The organism is Citrobacter sp. wls714, from assembly GCF_005281025.1.
Lineage (GTDB): Bacteria > Pseudomonadota > Gammaproteobacteria > Enterobacterales > Enterobacteriaceae > Citrobacter > Citrobacter werkmanii.
The window spans coordinates 229,191-246,303 of the sequence record NZ_SZWZ01000029.1; the positions used below are offsets into that span (position 1 = coordinate 229,191).

Below are 17,113 nucleotides of genomic sequence, written 5' to 3' on the forward strand. Positions count from 1 at the left end.
ACCATTCCAGCAGACACAATTCTCAACCTTAATCTGGAAAAACCTATGACCGCACGCGTGATTGCCCTGGATTTAGACGGTACATTGCTGACTCCGAAAAAAACCTTGTTGCCATCCTCTCTTGAAGCGCTCTCACGCGCCAGAGAAGCAGGCTACCAACTTATCATTGTCACAGGTCGCCATCACGTTGCTATTCATCCTTTTTATCAGGCGCTGGCGCTGGATACACCTGCAATTTGCTGCAACGGCACTTACTTGTATGATTATCATGCAAAAAAGGTACTGGAATCCGATCCTCTTCCGGTTGACCAGGCATTGCAGCTGATCGAAATGCTGGATGAACATCAAATTCATGGACTGATGTATGTTGACGAGGCCATGCTGTATGAGCGTCCGACCGGGCATGTGGTGCGTACCGCTAACTGGGCGCAAACGCTGCCGCCGGAACAGCGCCCAACCTTCACCCAGGTTCCTTCGCTGGCGCAGGCCGCGCATGATGTCAACGCTGTGTGGAAATTTGCCCTGACCGACGAAGATATTCCAAAACTGCAGCAGTTTGGTAAAGACGTTGAACAACAGTTGGGGCTGGAGTGTGAATGGTCCTGGCACGATCAGGTCGACATTGCCCGTAAAGGTAACAGCAAAGGGCGACGTCTTACTCAGTGGATCGAAGCGCAGGGTGGGTCAATGGAAAATGTGATCGCCTTTGGCGACAACTTTAACGATATCAGCATGCTGGAAGCCGCAGGCACCGGCGTGGCGATGGGTAACGCTGATGACGCGGTCAAAGCCCGCGCCAACATCGTGATTGGTGACAATACCACCGACAGCATCGCGAAGTTTATCTACACCCACCTGCTGTAATCAGGCGGTGATCGACACGCTCTTAATTTGCGCGTACAGCCACAGGCCAGGTTTGATGCCAAGCTCATCCCTGGCCCACGGGCTGATCCTCGCCCACAGCGTTTTCCCGCCTACCTCAAGCTGCACTTCCACCTGGCCGTTATCGTCATAGCACTGGGCGACCTTCGCACGCAGTATGTTACGAATACTGGTCTGCTGGGGCGGCTGGAGTACCAGCGAAACATCAGACGCCTGAATGCGAATGCGCAGCACGGATTGCAGCGGCTGCTCAAGCTTGTTGACCCACAGATGCTGATCGCCCAGCGCCAGCGCGGTCATCGCGTAGTGAGGATGATGCTCCAGCACGCTGACTTTCAGAATGCTGCTCTGCTGTTCTTTCGGCAGCCAGGGGTGCATTACGCTACTCCCCCAGACGTCCTCCAGCGAACCAAATGCTTTGACCTGCCCGTTTTCCAGCACCATCACTTTGTCTGCCAGGTGCAAAATCTCATCAAGCGAGTGGCTGACATACAGCATCGGAATATTAATTTCACGCGCCAGACGTTGCAGATAAGGCAGCAGCTCGCGTTTGCGCGGAATATCCAGCGAGGCTAACGGTTCATCAAGCAGTAATAACTCTGGTGCGGTAAGCAGCGCCCGACCAATAGCGACGCGCTGTTTTTCGCCGCCGGAAAGACTTCCCGGTAGGCGATCAAGCAGCGGTTCAATGCCCAGCAACGCCACCAGCTTATCAAACTGCCCGGCCATGCTTTTCGCCATACCGTAGCGCAGGTTACCGCGCACCTTATAATGGGGAAACAGACGCGCATCCTGGAATACATAGCCCACCCGACGCTTTTCAGGCGTTAAGCAGATTCCGTTTTCGACATCGTTTAACACCCGACCGTTAAGCACAATACGCCCGGACTGCGGCTGCGTCAGGCCGCTGATAGCGTTGATCAGCGACGTTTTCCCAGCGCCGGATACGCCAAAAATAGCGGTAATCCCACTGGCAGGCAGCGTTTCATTGAGCGTCAGGCAATGGGTTCCCAGCGTCTGGGAGAAGTTAAGTTCCAGCATGATTATCGCCCCGTCCGCTCACGGCTAATACGCGCCAGCCATTCAGAAATCAGCAGTGAAATCAGCGCCAACACAATAGAAATGATACATAACCTTGCCGCTGCGCTTTCACCGCCAGGCGTTTGGATCAGGGTATACATCGCCGAGGGGATGGTGCGGGTTTCGCCAGGAATATTGGAGACAAAGGTAATCGTTGCGCCGAATTCCCCGAGGGAACGCGCGAACGCCAGCACCGTCCCGACAATAATGCCGGGCAACATCAGCGGTAAGGTAATCGTCATGAATACGCGCCAACGCCCGGCTCCCAGCGTTCGGGCCGCCTGCTCCAGCTTGGCGTCGACGCCTTCCAGCGCCAGACGAATTGCCCGTACCATAAGAGGGAAAGACATCACCGCCGCAGCCAGCACCGCACCGCGCCAGCTAAAGGCAAAGGTGATGCCAAACCAGTCATACAGCCGCTCGCCGATAAATCCGCGCCGCCCCATGGCGATCAACAGCAGATACCCCACCACAACCGGCGGCAGCACCAACGGCAAATGCAAAACGCTGTCGAGCAGCGCTTTGCCCGGGAACTTGCATCGCACAAGCAGCCAGGCAAAGAAGATCCCAAACGGCAAACTAAACAGCACGGCCAGGGAAGAAACTTTCAGGCTCAGTATGACGGCCTGCCATTCAGGATCGGTCAGTATCATTACTTGGTCGTAAATCCATAACGTTTAAAGATTTCAGCAGCCTGCGGTCCTTTCAGGTAATCATAGAACGCGCTGACCGTTGCGTTTTTGTGCCCATCAACAATCGCGATAGGGTATTCCACTTTTTTGTGTGAATCTTCCGGGAAGGTCGCGACAACCTTGACGCCTTTGCTGGCGACAGCATCGGAACCATAGACGATCCCCAGCGGCGCTTCGTTACGTTCTACCAGCGCCAGCGCACCGCGAACGTCTTCCGCAGGTGCCAGTTTCGGCGCCAGAGTATCCCATGCGCCCAATTTTTGCAGTGCTTCCTTGGCATAAATGCCCGCCGGAACATGTTCCGGATCGCCGACAGCCAGGCGTCCACCATTCAGCAAACGGGTCCAGTTGGTTTTACTGTCGATAGTAAAGTCTTTCTGAGCGCTGGCTTTCGGCGCTACCACCACCAGACTGTTGCCTAACAGCGTTGCTCGCGTGGCGGTATCAATCGATTTTTTGTCTACCGCATAATCCATCCATTTCTGATCGGCAGAAATAAACAGGTCAGCAGGCGCGCCTGCTTCAATCTGACGCGCCAGCGTAGAAGAAGAGGCAAAAGAGGAGACGACGTCAACGTTCTTCTCTTTTTTATATTGCGTAGCAATATCCTGCATCGCGTTGGTGAGCGAAGCCGCTGCGAATACCGTGATTTTCCCTTCATCCGCCAATGCTTGTCCTGCGACAGAAAGAGAAAGCGTCGCCCCTGCAAACAAGCGTAACCATGTGCGTGCCATCTGTAGCTCCTTTGAGTTTCGTTATGTACGCGCAAATATAACGGTTAAGTCAGGATTTTCCCAGCGGTTATTAATACCAATTAGAGGTTACACCATGAAAATATCGGCAGGAGAAGCAGGATCTTGAGAAACTGTTGTCAGAGAAAACGAGCTGAAAGGCAAAAATATAAACGCCCGACTAAGCGGGCGTTTGGGGAATCAATGATTCTGTCTGGACTGGTCTTTCTGACCGATACCGGAAAAAATGTTGAACACTTCACCCAATCCGTAAATCAGCCCCAGAATGATGGCCATCACCACAGGTACCATGATTACGGCGAATACCAGACTTTTCAATAACTCTAACATGGTCAACTCCAGATATAGTCCTTAGACGTATTCTAACCGCATAACGCAGAAAAGCACTCCCCTTTTGTGCGGTCGGCTTTGCGCGCACGCGGTTTTCCGTCACAATACCCTTTTTTGCCAGGAGCTTGTGATGCAGGCCGAAATCCTTCTTACGCTGAAACTTCAGCAAAAACTGTTTGCCGATCCCCGTCGCATTTCTCTGCTTAAGCACATTGCGCTTTCCGGCTCCATCAGTCAGGGCGCGAAGGATGCGGGTATCAGTTATAAAAGCGCCTGGGATGCGATTAACGAAATGAACCAGCTCAGTGAGCAGACGCTGGTTGAGCGCGCCACCGGCGGTAAAGGCGGCGGCGGCGCGGTGTTGACGCGTTATGGCCAGCGTCTGATCCAACTGTATGATTTGCTCGCGCAAATTCAACAAAAAGCGTTTGATGTGTTGAGCGATGACGATGCGCTGCCGCTCAATAGTCTGCTGGCAGCCATTTCCCGCTTTTCACTGCAAACCAGCGCCCGTAACCAATGGTTTGGCACAATAACCGCCCGCGACCACGATCAGGTTCAGCAGCATGTCGACGTCCTGTTGGCTGATGGCGAAACGCGCCTGAAGGTGGCGATTACTGCGCAAAGCGGTGAGCGTTTGGGTCTTGAGGAAGGTAAAGAAGTATTAATTCTGTTGAAAGCGCCGTGGGTGGGAATCACTCAGGACGACGCCATTGCACAGGCAGCCGATAATCAGTTGCATGGAATGATTAGTCATATCGAACGCGGCACAGAACAGTGTGAGGTGTTAATGACATTGCCAGACGGCCAGACGCTGTGTGCGACGTTGCCAGTAGAACAGACTCACGCTTTAGCTGAAGGTGCTAACGCAACAGCATATTTTAATGCTGACAAAGTGATTATTGCGACGCTGTGCTGAGTTGATTGACATCAGCCTGAAGAACACGTATCCCTGTTATTCATTGCTGCAAATAATGGGATACAAAATGTCATCATTGCAAATTTCGCAAGGCACGTTTCGTCTTAGCGACACAAAAACGCTCCAGTTAGATGCCTTAACGTTAAACGCAGGTGATAGCTGGGCGTTTGTTGGCTCTAACGGTAGTGGGAAATCCGCCCTGGCCCGCGCGCTGGCAGGAGAATTGCCGCTACTGAAAGGCGAGCGGCACTGTCAGTTCACGCGTATTACCCGACTTTCCTTTGAGCAGCTACAAAAGCTGGTCAGTGACGAGTGGCAGCGAAACAACACCGATCTTCTCAGCCCCGGTGAAGATGACACCGGGCGCACCACCGCTGAAATCATTCAGGATGAGGTCAACGATCCCACTCGCTGCGCTGCGCTGGCGCAGCAGTTTGGTATTTCTTCCCTGCTCAACAGGCGTTTCAAATACCTTTCCACCGGTGAAACACGTAAGACCCTGCTCTGCCAGGCGTTAATGTCCTCACCAGATTTACTGATCCTTGATGAGCCTTTTGACGGGCTGGACGTGGCGTCCCGTCGCCAGTTAGCAGAACTGCTCGCTGAGCTGCACCAAGGCGGTTTTACGCTGGTACTGGTGCTTAACCGCTTTGATGAGATTCCCGATTTCGTGCAGTTTGCCGGCGTACTTGCCGATTGCACGTTGACTGAAACCGGTGCAAAAGCAGACCTTCTGCAACAGGCATTAATCGCCCAACTCGCCCATAGTGAACGCCTGGAAGGTATTCAGTTACCCGAGCCGGATGAGCCTTCGGTCCGTCGCACGCTGTCCGATAACGCGCCGCGGATTGTGCTCAACGATGGCACCGTCTCGTATAACGATCGCCCTATCCTGCATCATCTGAGCTGGCAGGTAAATCCGGGGGAACACTGGCAAATCGTCGGCCCCAACGGGGCGGGAAAATCAACCCTACTGAGTTTAATCACCGGCGATCACCCCCAGGGCTACAGCAACGATTTAACGCTGTTTGGCCGCCGCCGGGGTAGCGGTGAAACTATCTGGGATATTAAAAAACACATCGGCTACGTCAGCAGTAGTCTGCATCTGGATTACCGGGTCAGTACGACGGTACGCAACGTTATTCTCTCCGGCTACTTTGACTCAATCGGCATCTATCAGGCCGTCTCTGACAGACAGCACAAACTGGTCCAGCAGTGGCTGGATATTCTGGGCATGGATAAACGTACCGCGGATGCGCCGTTCCACAGTCTTTCCTGGGGGCAGCAACGGCTGGCGTTGATTGTGCGTGCGCTGGTTAAACACCCGACTTTGTTGATCCTCGACGAGCCTTTGCAAGGCCTGGACCCGCTCAATCGCCAACTGATTCGTCGGTTTGTGGATGTACTGATCGGTGAAGGCGAAACCCAACTGCTGTTTGTCTCCCACCATGCTGAAGATGCCCCAGCCTGCATTACCCATCGACTGGAGTTTGTGCCCGAGGGTGATGTCTACGCCTATCAACAAACCGCTCTGCGTTAATTTTCATTTGAGGGCGTTTAACACGCCCTTTTTTCTGCATTTTTTTCAGATAAACTCCGAGATAACAACTTAACCTGATGATTTAAAATAAAATAACCAATGAAAACGAGTGAAAAGATCACCGTGTAAACGATTCCACTAATTTATTCCATGTCACACTTTTCGCATCTTTGTTATGCTATGTTTATTGCATACCATAGGCTTAACGGAGCGAATTATGAGAGTATTGGTTACAGGTGGTAGCGGTTACATAGGAAGCCACACTTGCGTGCAGTTGCTGAAAAACGGTCACGAGGTAGTGATCCTGGATAACCTCTGCAACAGCAAGCGCAGCGTTCTGCCCGTCATTGAACGTTTAGGCGGCAAGCATCCGACCTTTGTGGAAGGAGACATCCGTAACGAAGCGCTGATAACCGAAATTCTGCACGATCATGCCATTGACACCGTCATCCATTTTGCCGGGTTAAAAGCCGTTGGCGAGTCCGTTGCCAAGCCGCTGGAATACTATGACAACAACGTCAACGGGACGCTGCGTCTGGTAAATGCCATGCGCGCCGCTAACGTGAAAAACTTCATTTTCAGCTCCTCCGCGACCGTCTATGGCGATCAGCCGCAAATTCCTTACGTTGAAAGCTTCCCCACCGGCACACCACAAAGCCCGTATGGCAAAAGTAAGCTGATGGTTGAACAGATCCTGACCGATCTGCAAAAAGCACAGCCCGACTGGAGTATCGCCTTACTGCGCTACTTCAACCCGGTTGGCGCGCATCCGTCAGGTGATATGGGTGAAGACCCGCAAGGTATTCCTAACAACCTGATGCCTTACATCGCACAGGTTGCCGTTGGCCGCCGCGAGTCCCTTGCCATATTTGGCAACGACTACCCTACCGAAGATGGCACCGGCGTTCGCGACTATATCCACGTCATGGATCTCGCAGATGGCCACGTCGCCGCGATGGAAAAACTGGCGGGCAAACAGGGCGTGCATATTTACAACCTCGGGGCGGGCATCGGCAGCAGCGTGCTGGATGTGGTCAACGCCTTCAGTAAAGCCTGCGGTAAACCGGTGAATTACCATTTTGCCCCGCGTCGTGATGGCGATCTTCCGGCCTACTGGGCAGATGCCAGCAAAGCCGATCGCGAACTCAACTGGCGCGTAACTCGCACCCTGGATGAAATGGCACAAGACACCTGGCACTGGCAGTCACGCCATCCGCAGGGATATACGGATTAAGGATCAATCATGACGCAATTCAATCCAGTCGATCATCCACACCGCCGTTTTAACCCGCTCACCGGGCAGTGGATCCTCGTCTCACCGCATCGTGCAAAACGCCCCTGGCAAGGGGCGCAGGAAACACCATCTAAGCAGGTTCTACCCGCACATGACCCGGACTGCTTCCTGTGTGCAGGCAATACACGCGTTACCGGCGATAAAAACCCGGATTACACCGGGACCTATGTTTTTACCAACGACTTTGCCGCGCTGATGTCCGATACCCCGGACGCGCCGGACAGCCACGATCCGTTAATGCGCTGTCAGAGCGCGCGCGGTACCAGCCGCGTGATTTGCTTTTCGCCCGATCACAGCAAAACGCTGCCGGAACTCAGCGTGCCTGCGCTAACAGAAATCGTGAAAACGTGGCAGGAACAGACGGCAGATTTAGGCAAAACCTATCCCTGGGTGCAGGTCTTTGAGAATAAAGGCGCGGCAATGGGGTGTTCGAACCCCCATCCCCACGGACAGATTTGGGCCAATAGCTTTCTGCCCAACGAAGCCGAACGTGAAGATCGCCTGCAAAAAGCGTACTTCGCCGAACAGGGCGCGCCGATGCTCCTTGATTACGTCCAGCGTGAACTGGCGGACGGTAGTCGGACGGTCGTTGAAACCGAGCATTGGCTGGCAGTCGTGCCCTACTGGGCGGCATGGCCGTTCGAAACGCTGCTGCTGCCGAAAGCGCATGTTCTGCGTATCACCGATTTGACCGACGAACAGCGCGCTGATCTGGCGCTGGCGTTGAAAAAACTGACCAGTCGTTACGACAATCTGTTCCAGTGCTCATTCCCCTACTCCATGGGCTGGCACGGCGCGCCGTTTAACGGAGAAGAAAACCAACACTGGCAGTTGCACGCGCACTTTTATCCGCCGCTGCTGCGTTCGGCAACCGTGCGCAAATTTATGGTCGGTTACGAAATGCTGGCGGAAACCCAGCGCGACCTGACGGCAGAACAAGCGGCTGAACGACTGCGTGCGGTCAGCGACATCCATTTTCGCGAATCCGGAGTTTAAATAATGAGTCTGAAAGAAAAAACACAATCTCTGTTTGCTGAAACATTTGGCTACCCTGCCACCCATACTATTCAGGCACCGGGCCGTGTAAACCTGATTGGCGAACATACCGATTATAACGACGGATTCGTTCTGCCCTGCGCTATCGACTATCAAACCGTGATTAGCTGTGCGACACGCGATGACAGAAAAGTTCGCGTTATCGCGGCTGACTACGATAATCAAATGGACGAGTTCTCTCTGGACGCGCCAATAATCGCTCATGACAGCCAGCAGTGGTCAAACTACGTGCGTGGCGTGGTGAAGCATCTGCAAAAACGCAACGATGCGTTTGGCGGCGCGGATCTGGTGATCAGCGGTAATGTGCCTCAGGGCGCAGGCTTAAGCTCTTCGGCTTCGCTGGAAGTGGCAGTAGGCACCGTGTTCCAGCAGCTTTATCATCTGCCGCTCGACGGGGCGCAGATTGCCCTGAACGGCCAGGAAGCTGAAAACCAGTTTGTCGGCTGTAACTGCGGCATTATGGATCAGTTGATCTCTGCGCTTGGCAAGAAAAATCATGCGCTACTGATCGACTGCCGTACGCTGGGCACCAAAGCCGTTTCCATGCCTGAAGGCGTGGCGGTGGTAATCATCAACAGCAATTTTAAACGTACGTTGGTGGGTAGCGAGTACAACACCCGCCGCGAACAGTGTGAAACCGGGGCGCGTTTCTTCCAGCAACCTGCCCTGCGTGATGTCAGCTTTGAAACCTTTAGCGCAGTTGCTCACGAACTGGATCCGATTGTCGCCAAACGCGTTCGTCACGTGATCACGGAAAATGCGCGTACCGTTGAAGCTGCAGATGCGCTGGAAAAAGGCGACCTGCTACGCATGGGTCAACTGATGGCAGAATCTCACGCTTCAATGCGCGATGACTTTGAAATTACCGTGCCGCAAATTGATACGCTGGTTGAGATTGTCAAAGCAACCATCGGCGATAAAGGTGGTGTGCGCATGACTGGCGGCGGCTTCGGGGGCTGTATTGTGGCGCTAATCCCGCAAGATCTGGTGCCTGCCGTGCAGCAGGCTGTCGCCGAACAGTACGAAGCCAAAACCGGTATTAAAGAAACATTTTACGTCTGTAAACCTTCACAAGGAGCCGGACAATGTTAAACGAAATTCCCGTAATGGCGCCCGACGGTCAGCCGTTCCGCCTGCTTACCCTGCGTAACGACGCAGGGATGGTGGTCACGCTCATGGACTGGGGCGCAACGCTGCTCTCTGCGCGTATTCCACTTAGCGATGGTAGCGTGCGCGAAGCCCTGCTCGGTTGCGCCAGTCCGGAGCAATACCCGGAACAGGCTGCGTTTCTGGGGGCTTCCATTGGCCGCTACGCTAACCGTATCGCCAACAGCCGCTATACCTTTGACGGCCAAACCGTTGAATTGCTGCCAAGCCAGGGTGATAACCAACTGCACGGCGGACCGAACGGTTTCGACAAACGTCGCTGGCAGATAGTGAATCAGAATGACCGTCAGGTGCTGTTTGCCTTAACGTCTGACGATGGCGATCAGGGTTTCCCTGGTAATCTTTGCGCCACCGCGCAGTATCGCCTGACTGACGATAATCGGATTTCGATAACCTACCGTGCCACGGTTGATAAGCCCTGCCCGGTAAATTTGACGAATCATGTCTATTTTAATCTCGACGGTGACAAAACGGATGTGCGCCAGCACAAGCTGCAAATTCTGGCGGACGAGTATTTACCCGTAGACGAAATGGGCATCCCGCATGACGGGCTGAAATCCGTCGCCGGAAGCACTTTTGATTTCCGTTCCCCGAAAATCATCGCCAGCGAATTTCTGGCCGATGACGATCAGCGCAAGGTAAAAGGTTACGATCACGCCTTCCTGCTCCAGGCACAAGGCAATGCGCGTACTCCGGCGGCTCAGGTTTGGTCTCAGGATGAAAAACTGCAGATGGTGGTTTACACCTCCGCTCCGGCATTGCAGTTTTACTCCGGGAACTTCCTTGGCGGTACGCCTTCACGTGGGCCGGAGGCCTACGAAGACTGGCAAGGTCTGGCGCTGGAAAGTGAGTTTCTGCCGGACAGCCCGAACCATCCGGAATGGCCACAGCCGGACTGTTTCCTGCGTCCGGGGGAAGAGTATGCCAGCGTGACGGAATATCAGTTTATTCCTGCCTGACAGTTCATCCTGACAGGCCCGATAGCGTAAATTTATCAGGCCTGTTGTTTGTTTCCCACAGCAAATCCGCTCAAAAGCCCACCATCCAAAGACAAAATCGCAACCTTGAGTTCACAAGAACCTTACACTGTGGCGCTATTTTCGCTATGGTTATGCGTAAGCATTGCCGCTGACGCTTTACGGCAATATAATGAGAATTATTATCATTAAATATGATTTATAGGAGTGAATGTATGGCTGTAACTAAGCTGGTTCTGGTACGTCACGGTGAAAGTCAGTGGAACAAGGAAAACCGTTTTACCGGTTGGTATGACGTTGATCTGTCCGAGAAAGGCGTAGGCGAAGCAAAAGCTGCAGGCAAACTGCTGAAAGAGGAAGGCTATAGCTTCGATTTTGCCTATACTTCTGTGCTGAAACGTGCCATCCATACCCTATGGAACGTACTGGACGAACTGGATCAGGCCTGGCTGCCGGTTGAGAAATCCTGGAAACTGAACGAACGTCATTACGGCGCGCTACAGGGTCTGAACAAAGCAGAAACCGCTGAAAAATACGGTGATGAGCAGGTTAAGCAATGGCGTCGCGGCTTTGCGGTTACTCCACCGGAACTGACCAAAGATGACGAGCGTTATCCGGGTCACGATCCGCGTTATGCCAAACTGACTGACAAAGAACTGCCGGTCACCGAAAGCCTGGCGCTGACCATCGATCGTGTGATTCCTTACTGGAATGAAACCATTCTGCCACGTATGAAAAGCGGTGAGCGCGTGATTATCGCCGCTCACGGCAACTCCCTGCGTGCGCTGGTGAAATATCTGGATAACATGGGCGAAGATGAAATCCTCGAACTGAACATCCCGACCGGTGTACCGCTGGTGTATGAGTTCGACGAAAACTTTAAGCCGATCAAACACTACTATCTGGGTAACGCTGACGAGATCGCGGCAAAAGCCGCAGCCGTTGCTAACCAGGGTAAAGCGAAGTAATTTTTTCGCAGAATACAAAAAGCGCGGATTATCCGCGCTTTTTTTTGCCTATGAGAGAGGCATTAAAACTTACCCGCGGCGCGCTTTTACCGCTTCCGCCAACTGGCGTAACACCGCATCGGTATCTTCCCAGCCAATGCAGGCGTCGGTGATGCTCTTGCCGTAGGTCAGTGGTTCACCGCTATCCGGGTTCTGATTACCTTCAACCAGATGGCTTTCAATCATAACGCCAATAATTGCTTTTTCCCCACCGGCAACCTGCCCGCAAACGTCTTTCGCAACATCCATCTGCTTTTTGAACTGCTTGCTGGAGTTGGCATGGCTAAAGTCGATCATCACCTGCGGAGAAAGCCCCGCTTTGACCAGACCGTCTTTCACGTCGGCAACGTGTTGAGCGCTGTAGTTCGGCTCTTTGCCGCCGCGCAGAATGATATGGCAATCGCCATTACCGCTGGTATTCACAATCGCCGAATGACCCCATTTGGTGACAGACAGGAAGCAATGCGGCGCCCCGGCAGCATTGATTGCATCAATGGCGACTTTGATGGTGCCATCAGTACCGTTTTTAAAACCAACCGGGCAGGACAAACCTGACGCCAACTCACGGTGTACCTGAGATTCTGTGGTACGGGCGCCAATTGCGCCCCAGCTCATAAGATCGGCAAGATATTGTGGGGTGATCATATCCAGGAACTCACCTGCAGCTGGCAAACCGCTGTCGTTGATATCCAGCAGCAGTTTACGGGCGATGCGCAGACCGTCGTTGATCTGGAAGCTGTTATCCATGTGCGGATCGTTGATAAGACCTTTCCAGCCTACGGTGGTACGCGGTTTTTCAAAATAGACGCGCATGACGATTTCAAGTTCGCCTTTTAACTCTTCACGTAGCGCCAGCAAGCGAGCGGCATACTCTTTAGCCGCTGCCGGATCATGAATAGAACACGGCCCAATCACCACCAGCAGACGATCGTCACTGCCTTTGAGAATTTTATGAATCGCCTTACGGGCATGCGCCACCGTATTGGCGGCATTTTCAGTAGCGGGGAATTTTTCCAGCAGTGCGACCGGGGGTAATAATTCGTTGATCTCTTTAATGCGTAAATCGTCGTTCTGATAATTCATGATTATTCCAGCGTTGCCATACTTATATAAATGAATGCAATCCCTCCAATCTATATCTTCAGTCATAAAGTGTAAACGGGGTTTTACACTTTGGACGGATTAATCCTGGAATAGGCCAAAAAAACGCAATAAAGTAGCGAAAAAAGAGATCAAGACTACAATTTATAACTGCAACAGCTTAAATTTTCATATATTTCAAGATTCTATGCTGGTTATAATTTCTATAGCAAAACTTTTAACCACGTCCTGCTGATGTATTGGCACATGCACTGTTGGAAGACGTTATCCGACATCTCTATCATAACAGGAGCATAATATGCATATGACAAAGCTGACTTCACTCTTTTTGACGGCCACACTCAGCCTCGCCAGCGGCGCGGCACTGGCAGCTGACACCAGCACGCAGTCGAATAACGGCCAGGCAAATTCCGCGGCAGATGCCGGTCAAGTCGCGCCAGACGCACGCGAAAACGTTGCGCCAAATAATGTCGATAACAACAATGTGAATTCGGGTGGCACAATGCTGCATCCGGACGGTTCATCAATGAACCATGAAGGAATGACCAAAGACGAGGTGCATAAAAACACCATGTGTAAGGACGGACACTGCCCGGATGTAAATAAGAAGGTTGAGACCGGAAACGGCATCAATAATGATGCCGACACCAAAACTGACGGTACTACCCAGTAGCGCTGAAAATAAAGCTAATAACGGGAGAGCAATAGCTCTCCTTTTTAATTTTATCATCCCAAAAACGGTATCATGACATACAGTAAAGGTGAGAATAACAAAGGGATGGCATAATGGCGCACTCACATACTCATACTTCTCCTGAGCAACCTAAGGACAATAATGCCCGCAGACTGCTTTTCGCATTCTGCATCACAGCCGGATTTATGCTGGTTGAAGTGGTGGGTGGGGTACTTTCAGGCTCGCTGGCATTACTGGCCGATGCCGGACATATGCTCACAGATGCCGCCGCGCTTCTATTTGCGCTGTTGGCGGTCCAGTTTTCCAGACGCCCGCCCACTATACGGCACACTTTCGGCTGGTTGAGACTCACAACATTAGCCGCGTTTGTTAACGCTATCGCATTGGTTGTGATCACCATTTTAATCGTCTGGGAGGCGATTGAGCGCTTTCATACGCCACGTCCCGTAGCGGGCGGCATGATGATGATCATTGCTGTCGCGGGCTTACTGGCGAACGTGCTCGCTTTTTGGGTTTTACATCGCGGAAGTGAAGAGAAAAACCTTAACGTCCGCGCCGCAGCACTACACGTAATGGGCGATTTGCTCGGCTCGGTTGGGGCAATCATCGCTGCGCTGATTATCATCTGGACAGGCTGGACGCCAGCGGACCCGATTCTCTCGATTCTGGTTTCCGTGTTGGTACTGCGTAGCGCCTGGCGGTTGTTAAAAGATAGCGTAAATGAATTACTGGAAGGCGCTCCGCTTACATTGGATATTGCCGCATTGCAGCGCCATCTCAGCCGGGATATCCCCGAAGTTCGCAATGTGCATCATGTACACGTCTGGATGGTAGGTGAAAAACCGGTCATGACGCTGCATGTGCAGGTAGTCCCGCCGCACGATCACGACGCCCTGCTGGAGCGTATTCAACATTTCCTGATTCATCACTACCAGATTGAACACGCCACGATCCAGATGGAATATCAGCCATGCAATGGGCCAGACTGCCACCTGTATCAGGGCGTGTCCGGCCATGCACATCATCACCATTAATGGGACAGCGCGTGGGAACCACGTTCACGCGCGCTGTTAATCCACATCCTGCTGCCGTTCAGGGCGATAACCGTCAGGATCATATATTCCAGTGACATGGCATATACGCCTTGCAGAGCAAAGATCACGACGCTAATGACGTTAATGATCACCCACAACAGCCAGTTTTCAACGTATTTGCGCGTCATCAGGATCATCGCCACAATCGACAACACCATCATGCAGGAGTCCCAGAACGGGAATGCATCGGGTTGCAACTCAGGAGCCGCCACCTGTAATCCCAGCCCCTGCATAATATTCACGGCAACACGTGTCAAAAAAGCAAACACCGGATCGATATAGACCGACATCAGGCCAATCGCCACCACGCAAGCAGCCAGCCAACCGATCGCTTTCGGTAACGGCAACCAGCGTATTTTCAGCTCTGCCTCATGCTGGCTGGTTTGCCGGGACCAGGCATACCAGCCGTAGATATTCGCGGCAAAAAAGAAAACCTGCAGCAACAGGCTGGCATAGAGCTGGATCTGAAAGAAAATAATCGCAAACAGCGTGACGTTTATCAGTCCGAAGAAGTAATTACTGATTTTCTCAAGGCTCGCAAGGCCAATACACAATAACCCGGCGATCGTCCCCACGGCTTCGATCCACGACAGATCGTAACCGCCCGCACCGATCGGAATATGTACCAGAATGTTCTGCGTGCTAAAAAAGTCCATCTTTTCCCCCAGAGCAAATAAATTAATTAAGCTCGAAGTGTAGCCGCAAATTCCAACATGCGGTTTAACGGCAGCAATGCACCTTCTCGCAGCGCTGCATCTACATGTATCTCGTGAGCCGCTCCCCCGTGCTCCAGCCCCTCAGCAATCGCCTTGAGGCCGTTCATCGCCATCCACGGACAATGCGCGCAACTGCGACAGGTTGCCCCTTCGCCAGCCGTTGGCGCTTCAAGCAACTCTTTATCCGGAACCGCTTGCTGCATTTTGTAAAAAATACCCCGGTCTGTCGCCACTATCAGTTGCTGGTGCGGTAACGATTTAGCTGCGTTGATTAACTGACTGGTTGACCCGACCGCATCGGCCATATCAACGATGGACTGAGGTGACTCCGGGTGCACCAGCACGGCGGCATCGGGGTAAAGCCCCTTCATACGCGTTAATGCCTGGGTTTTGAATTCATCGTGGACAATACAGGCCCCCTGCCAACAGAGCACATCTGCGCCGGTCTGTTTTTGCACGTAGTTGCCCAGATGTCTGTCCGGGGCCCAGATGATTTTTTCACCTAAACTATCAAGATGCTCAATAAGTTCAACCGCAATACTGGAGGTCACAACCCAGTCGGCACGCGCTTTAACTGCCGCTGAGGTATTGGCGTAAACCACCACGGTGCGATCCGGATGCGCGTCGCAAAATGCGCTGAACGCATCAATTGGACAACCCAGATCTAATGAACATTCCGCCTGCAGGGTCGGCATCAGGATGGTCTTTTCCGGGCTGAGAATTTTGGCGGTCTCTCCCATAAACCTCACGCCCGCAACCAACAGCGTAGAAGCGGGATGTTTTGAGCCAAACCGCGCCATCTCCAGAGAATCAGAAATACAGCCGCCGGTCTCTTCGGCCAACTGTTGGATTTCAGGATCGGTGTAATAGTGCGCGACCATAACAGCATCTCGCTCTTTTAGCAGGCGCTTGATTTTTTCACGGTAAAATTGTTTTTCATCCACACTCAGCGGTGCTGGCTTCGGCGGGAACGGATAAATTGCTGCTTCAGGATCAAACATCACGCTCATCTTGCTTTCTCGTTTTACTAGCTTAACGAAATAACCGATTAAAAGCGTGACGCACGCCATATTCGGTTCGATTTGTTTTATATGCTAAACAAGATAGCGGATTAGCGCAGAAAAGTCACAATAATTGCGTGTGATGAGTGCCGGATGGCGACTGGCGTTAGGCCTGAACCTGCTGCAGGTTCGAATCTTGTAAATCGCAGATAGCAAAAAGGCGCCTTTAGGGCGCCTTTTTACATTGGTGGGTCGTGCAGGATTCGAACCTGCGACCAATTGATTAAAAGTCAACTGCTCTACCAACTGAGCTAACGCCCCCTTATGGGGTTTACTTCTTGATACTTTCAGGATGGTGGGTCGTGCAGGATTCGAACCTGCGACCAATTGATTAAAAGTCAACTGCTCTACCAACTGAGCTAACGACCCGCTCGGATGTCACCTGACAAATTTTTACTCGGAACCACCAGAAATTGGTGGGGCGTGCAGGATTCGAACCTGCGACCAATTGATTAAAAGTCAACTGCTCTACCAACTGAGCTAACGACCCACTTTTTTCGCCGCTTTCAGGCTGTTTGATATCCCTTGGCAACGGCGGCATATATTACTGATTTCAGATTTTAGCGCAACAAAAATTTCGAGGTAAATAACTCAACTGCTTAGGAATCACACGACGCGACCAGAAATAACACGATTTCTGGTCGCATGGTGGTCATTACATCGCGTTAAGGCGTTTTTGCGCTTGTGATACTACGCTGGATACTACTTACTAACTGAGTTAGTGGTGGGTCGTGCAGGATTCGAACCTGCG

Annotated in this window: 17 protein-coding genes and 3 tRNA genes; 10 read left to right on the plus strand and 10 right to left on the minus strand. The window is 52.3% G+C overall.

Annotation, left to right across the window (positions count from 1 at the left end; translation table 11 throughout):
* The first annotated feature begins 45 nt into the window (after positions 1–45).
* Complete coding sequence (locus FDX11_RS06830) at positions 46–864, plus strand: pyridoxal phosphatase (protein WP_042309653.1); 819 nt, start codon at positions 46–48, stop codon at positions 862–864.
* On the opposite strand, the gene modC is transcribed toward FDX11_RS06830, so the two are convergent.
* The 4 genes from modC to FDX11_RS06850 all read right to left on the minus strand — a co-directional run bounded on the left by modC (position 865) and on the right by FDX11_RS06850 (position 3,736).
* The gene (gene modC / locus FDX11_RS06835; RefSeq protein WP_038638999.1) at positions 865–1,923 is read right to left on the minus strand and encodes a molybdenum ABC transporter ATP-binding protein ModC; all 1,059 of its coding nucleotides are present in this window, start codon (positions 1,921–1,923) and stop codon (positions 865–867) included.
* 2 nt (positions 1,924–1,925) lie between these two features.
* The gene (gene modB, locus FDX11_RS06840; RefSeq protein WP_137350189.1) at positions 1,926–2,615 is read right to left on the minus strand and encodes a molybdate ABC transporter permease subunit; all 690 of its coding nucleotides are present in this window, start codon (positions 2,613–2,615) and stop codon (positions 1,926–1,928) included.
* Entirely contained in the window at positions 2,615–3,388 is a 774-nt protein-coding gene (modA, locus tag FDX11_RS06845; protein ID WP_042309657.1) for a molybdate ABC transporter substrate-binding protein, read from the minus strand. The genes modB and modA overlap by 1 nt, the downstream gene beginning before the upstream one ends.
* 198 nt (positions 3,389–3,586) lie before the next feature.
* The gene (locus tag FDX11_RS06850; RefSeq protein ID WP_003023026.1) at positions 3,587–3,736 is read right to left on the minus strand and encodes an AcrZ family multidrug efflux pump-associated protein; all 150 of its coding nucleotides are present in this window, start codon (positions 3,734–3,736) and stop codon (positions 3,587–3,589) included.
* Between the two features lie 130 nt (positions 3,737–3,866).
* Here FDX11_RS06850 and modE point away from each other — a divergent pair, with 130 nt between their 5' ends.
* From modE to gpmA, 7 genes are all read left to right on the plus strand, one after another.
* The gene (gene modE / locus FDX11_RS06855; RefSeq protein ID WP_061381931.1) at positions 3,867–4,655 is read left to right on the plus strand and encodes a molybdenum-dependent transcriptional regulator; all 789 of its coding nucleotides are present in this window, start codon (positions 3,867–3,869) and stop codon (positions 4,653–4,655) included.
* 67 nt (positions 4,656–4,722) lie between these two features.
* Positions 4,723–6,195, plus strand: a complete 1,473-nt coding sequence (gene modF / locus FDX11_RS06860; RefSeq protein WP_137397668.1) for a molybdate ABC transporter ATP-binding protein ModF — start codon at positions 4,723–4,725, stop codon at positions 6,193–6,195.
* 217 nt (positions 6,196–6,412) lie between these two features.
* The gene (galE, locus tag FDX11_RS06865; protein WP_038638984.1) at positions 6,413–7,429 is read left to right on the plus strand and encodes a UDP-glucose 4-epimerase GalE; all 1,017 of its coding nucleotides are present in this window, start codon (positions 6,413–6,415) and stop codon (positions 7,427–7,429) included.
* Between the two features lie 9 nt (positions 7,430–7,438).
* Entirely contained in the window at positions 7,439–8,485 is a 1,047-nt protein-coding gene (gene galT / locus FDX11_RS06870) for a galactose-1-phosphate uridylyltransferase (protein ID WP_038638980.1), read from the plus strand.
* 3 nt (positions 8,486–8,488) lie between these two features.
* A complete protein-coding gene (gene galK / locus FDX11_RS06875) occupies positions 8,489–9,637 on the plus strand; it encodes a galactokinase (protein ID WP_137397669.1) in 1,149 nt (382 codons plus the stop codon).
* Positions 9,631–10,671, plus strand: coding sequence for a galactose-1-epimerase (gene galM / locus FDX11_RS06880; protein WP_079224957.1), 1,041 nt, complete (start codon positions 9,631–9,633; stop codon positions 10,669–10,671). Before galK ends, galM begins: the two co-directional genes overlap by 7 nt.
* Before the next feature lie 233 nt (positions 10,672–10,904).
* Entirely contained in the window at positions 10,905–11,657 is a 753-nt protein-coding gene (gene gpmA, locus FDX11_RS06885) for a 2,3-diphosphoglycerate-dependent phosphoglycerate mutase (RefSeq protein ID WP_042309669.1), read from the plus strand.
* Between the two features lie 69 nt (positions 11,658–11,726).
* On the opposite strand, the gene aroG is transcribed toward gpmA, so the two are convergent.
* The gene (gene aroG, locus FDX11_RS06890; RefSeq protein WP_137350192.1) at positions 11,727–12,779 is read right to left on the minus strand and encodes a 3-deoxy-7-phosphoheptulonate synthase AroG; all 1,053 of its coding nucleotides are present in this window, start codon (positions 12,777–12,779) and stop codon (positions 11,727–11,729) included.
* A gap of 316 nt (positions 12,780–13,095) precedes the next feature.
* Here aroG and FDX11_RS06895 point away from each other — a divergent pair, with 316 nt between their 5' ends.
* Both FDX11_RS06895 and zitB read left to right on the plus strand, forming a co-directional pair.
* Positions 13,096–13,470: a YbgS-like family protein gene (locus tag FDX11_RS06895; RefSeq protein WP_042309671.1), complete on the plus strand. Its 375-nt coding sequence runs from the start codon at positions 13,096–13,098 to the stop codon at positions 13,468–13,470.
* A gap of 113 nt (positions 13,471–13,583) precedes the next feature.
* Entirely contained in the window at positions 13,584–14,525 is a 942-nt protein-coding gene (gene zitB, locus FDX11_RS06900) for a CDF family zinc transporter ZitB (RefSeq protein ID WP_042309673.1), read from the plus strand.
* Here zitB and pnuC read toward each other — a convergent pair.
* The 5 genes from pnuC to FDX11_RS06925 form a co-directional block, all read right to left on the minus strand.
* Positions 14,522–15,241 (minus strand): nicotinamide riboside transporter PnuC, encoded by a 720-nt coding sequence (gene pnuC, locus FDX11_RS06905; RefSeq protein WP_042309675.1) that lies wholly within the window; start codon positions 15,239–15,241, stop codon positions 14,522–14,524. The two genes, zitB and pnuC, sit on opposite strands and share 4 nt — an antisense overlap.
* 26 nt (positions 15,242–15,267) lie before the next feature.
* A complete protein-coding gene (gene nadA / locus FDX11_RS06910; protein ID WP_137397670.1) occupies positions 15,268–16,311 on the minus strand; it encodes a quinolinate synthase NadA in 1,044 nt (347 codons plus the stop codon).
* Between the two features lie 236 nt (positions 16,312–16,547).
* A tRNA-Lys gene (locus FDX11_RS06915) sits at positions 16,548–16,623 on the minus strand.
* A 32-nt stretch (positions 16,624–16,655) separates the two neighbouring features.
* Positions 16,656–16,731, minus strand: a tRNA-Lys gene (locus FDX11_RS06920).
* Between the two features lie 45 nt (positions 16,732–16,776).
* Positions 16,777–16,852 (minus strand) — tRNA-Lys (locus FDX11_RS06925).
* Positions 16,853–17,113 lie beyond the last annotated feature (261 nt).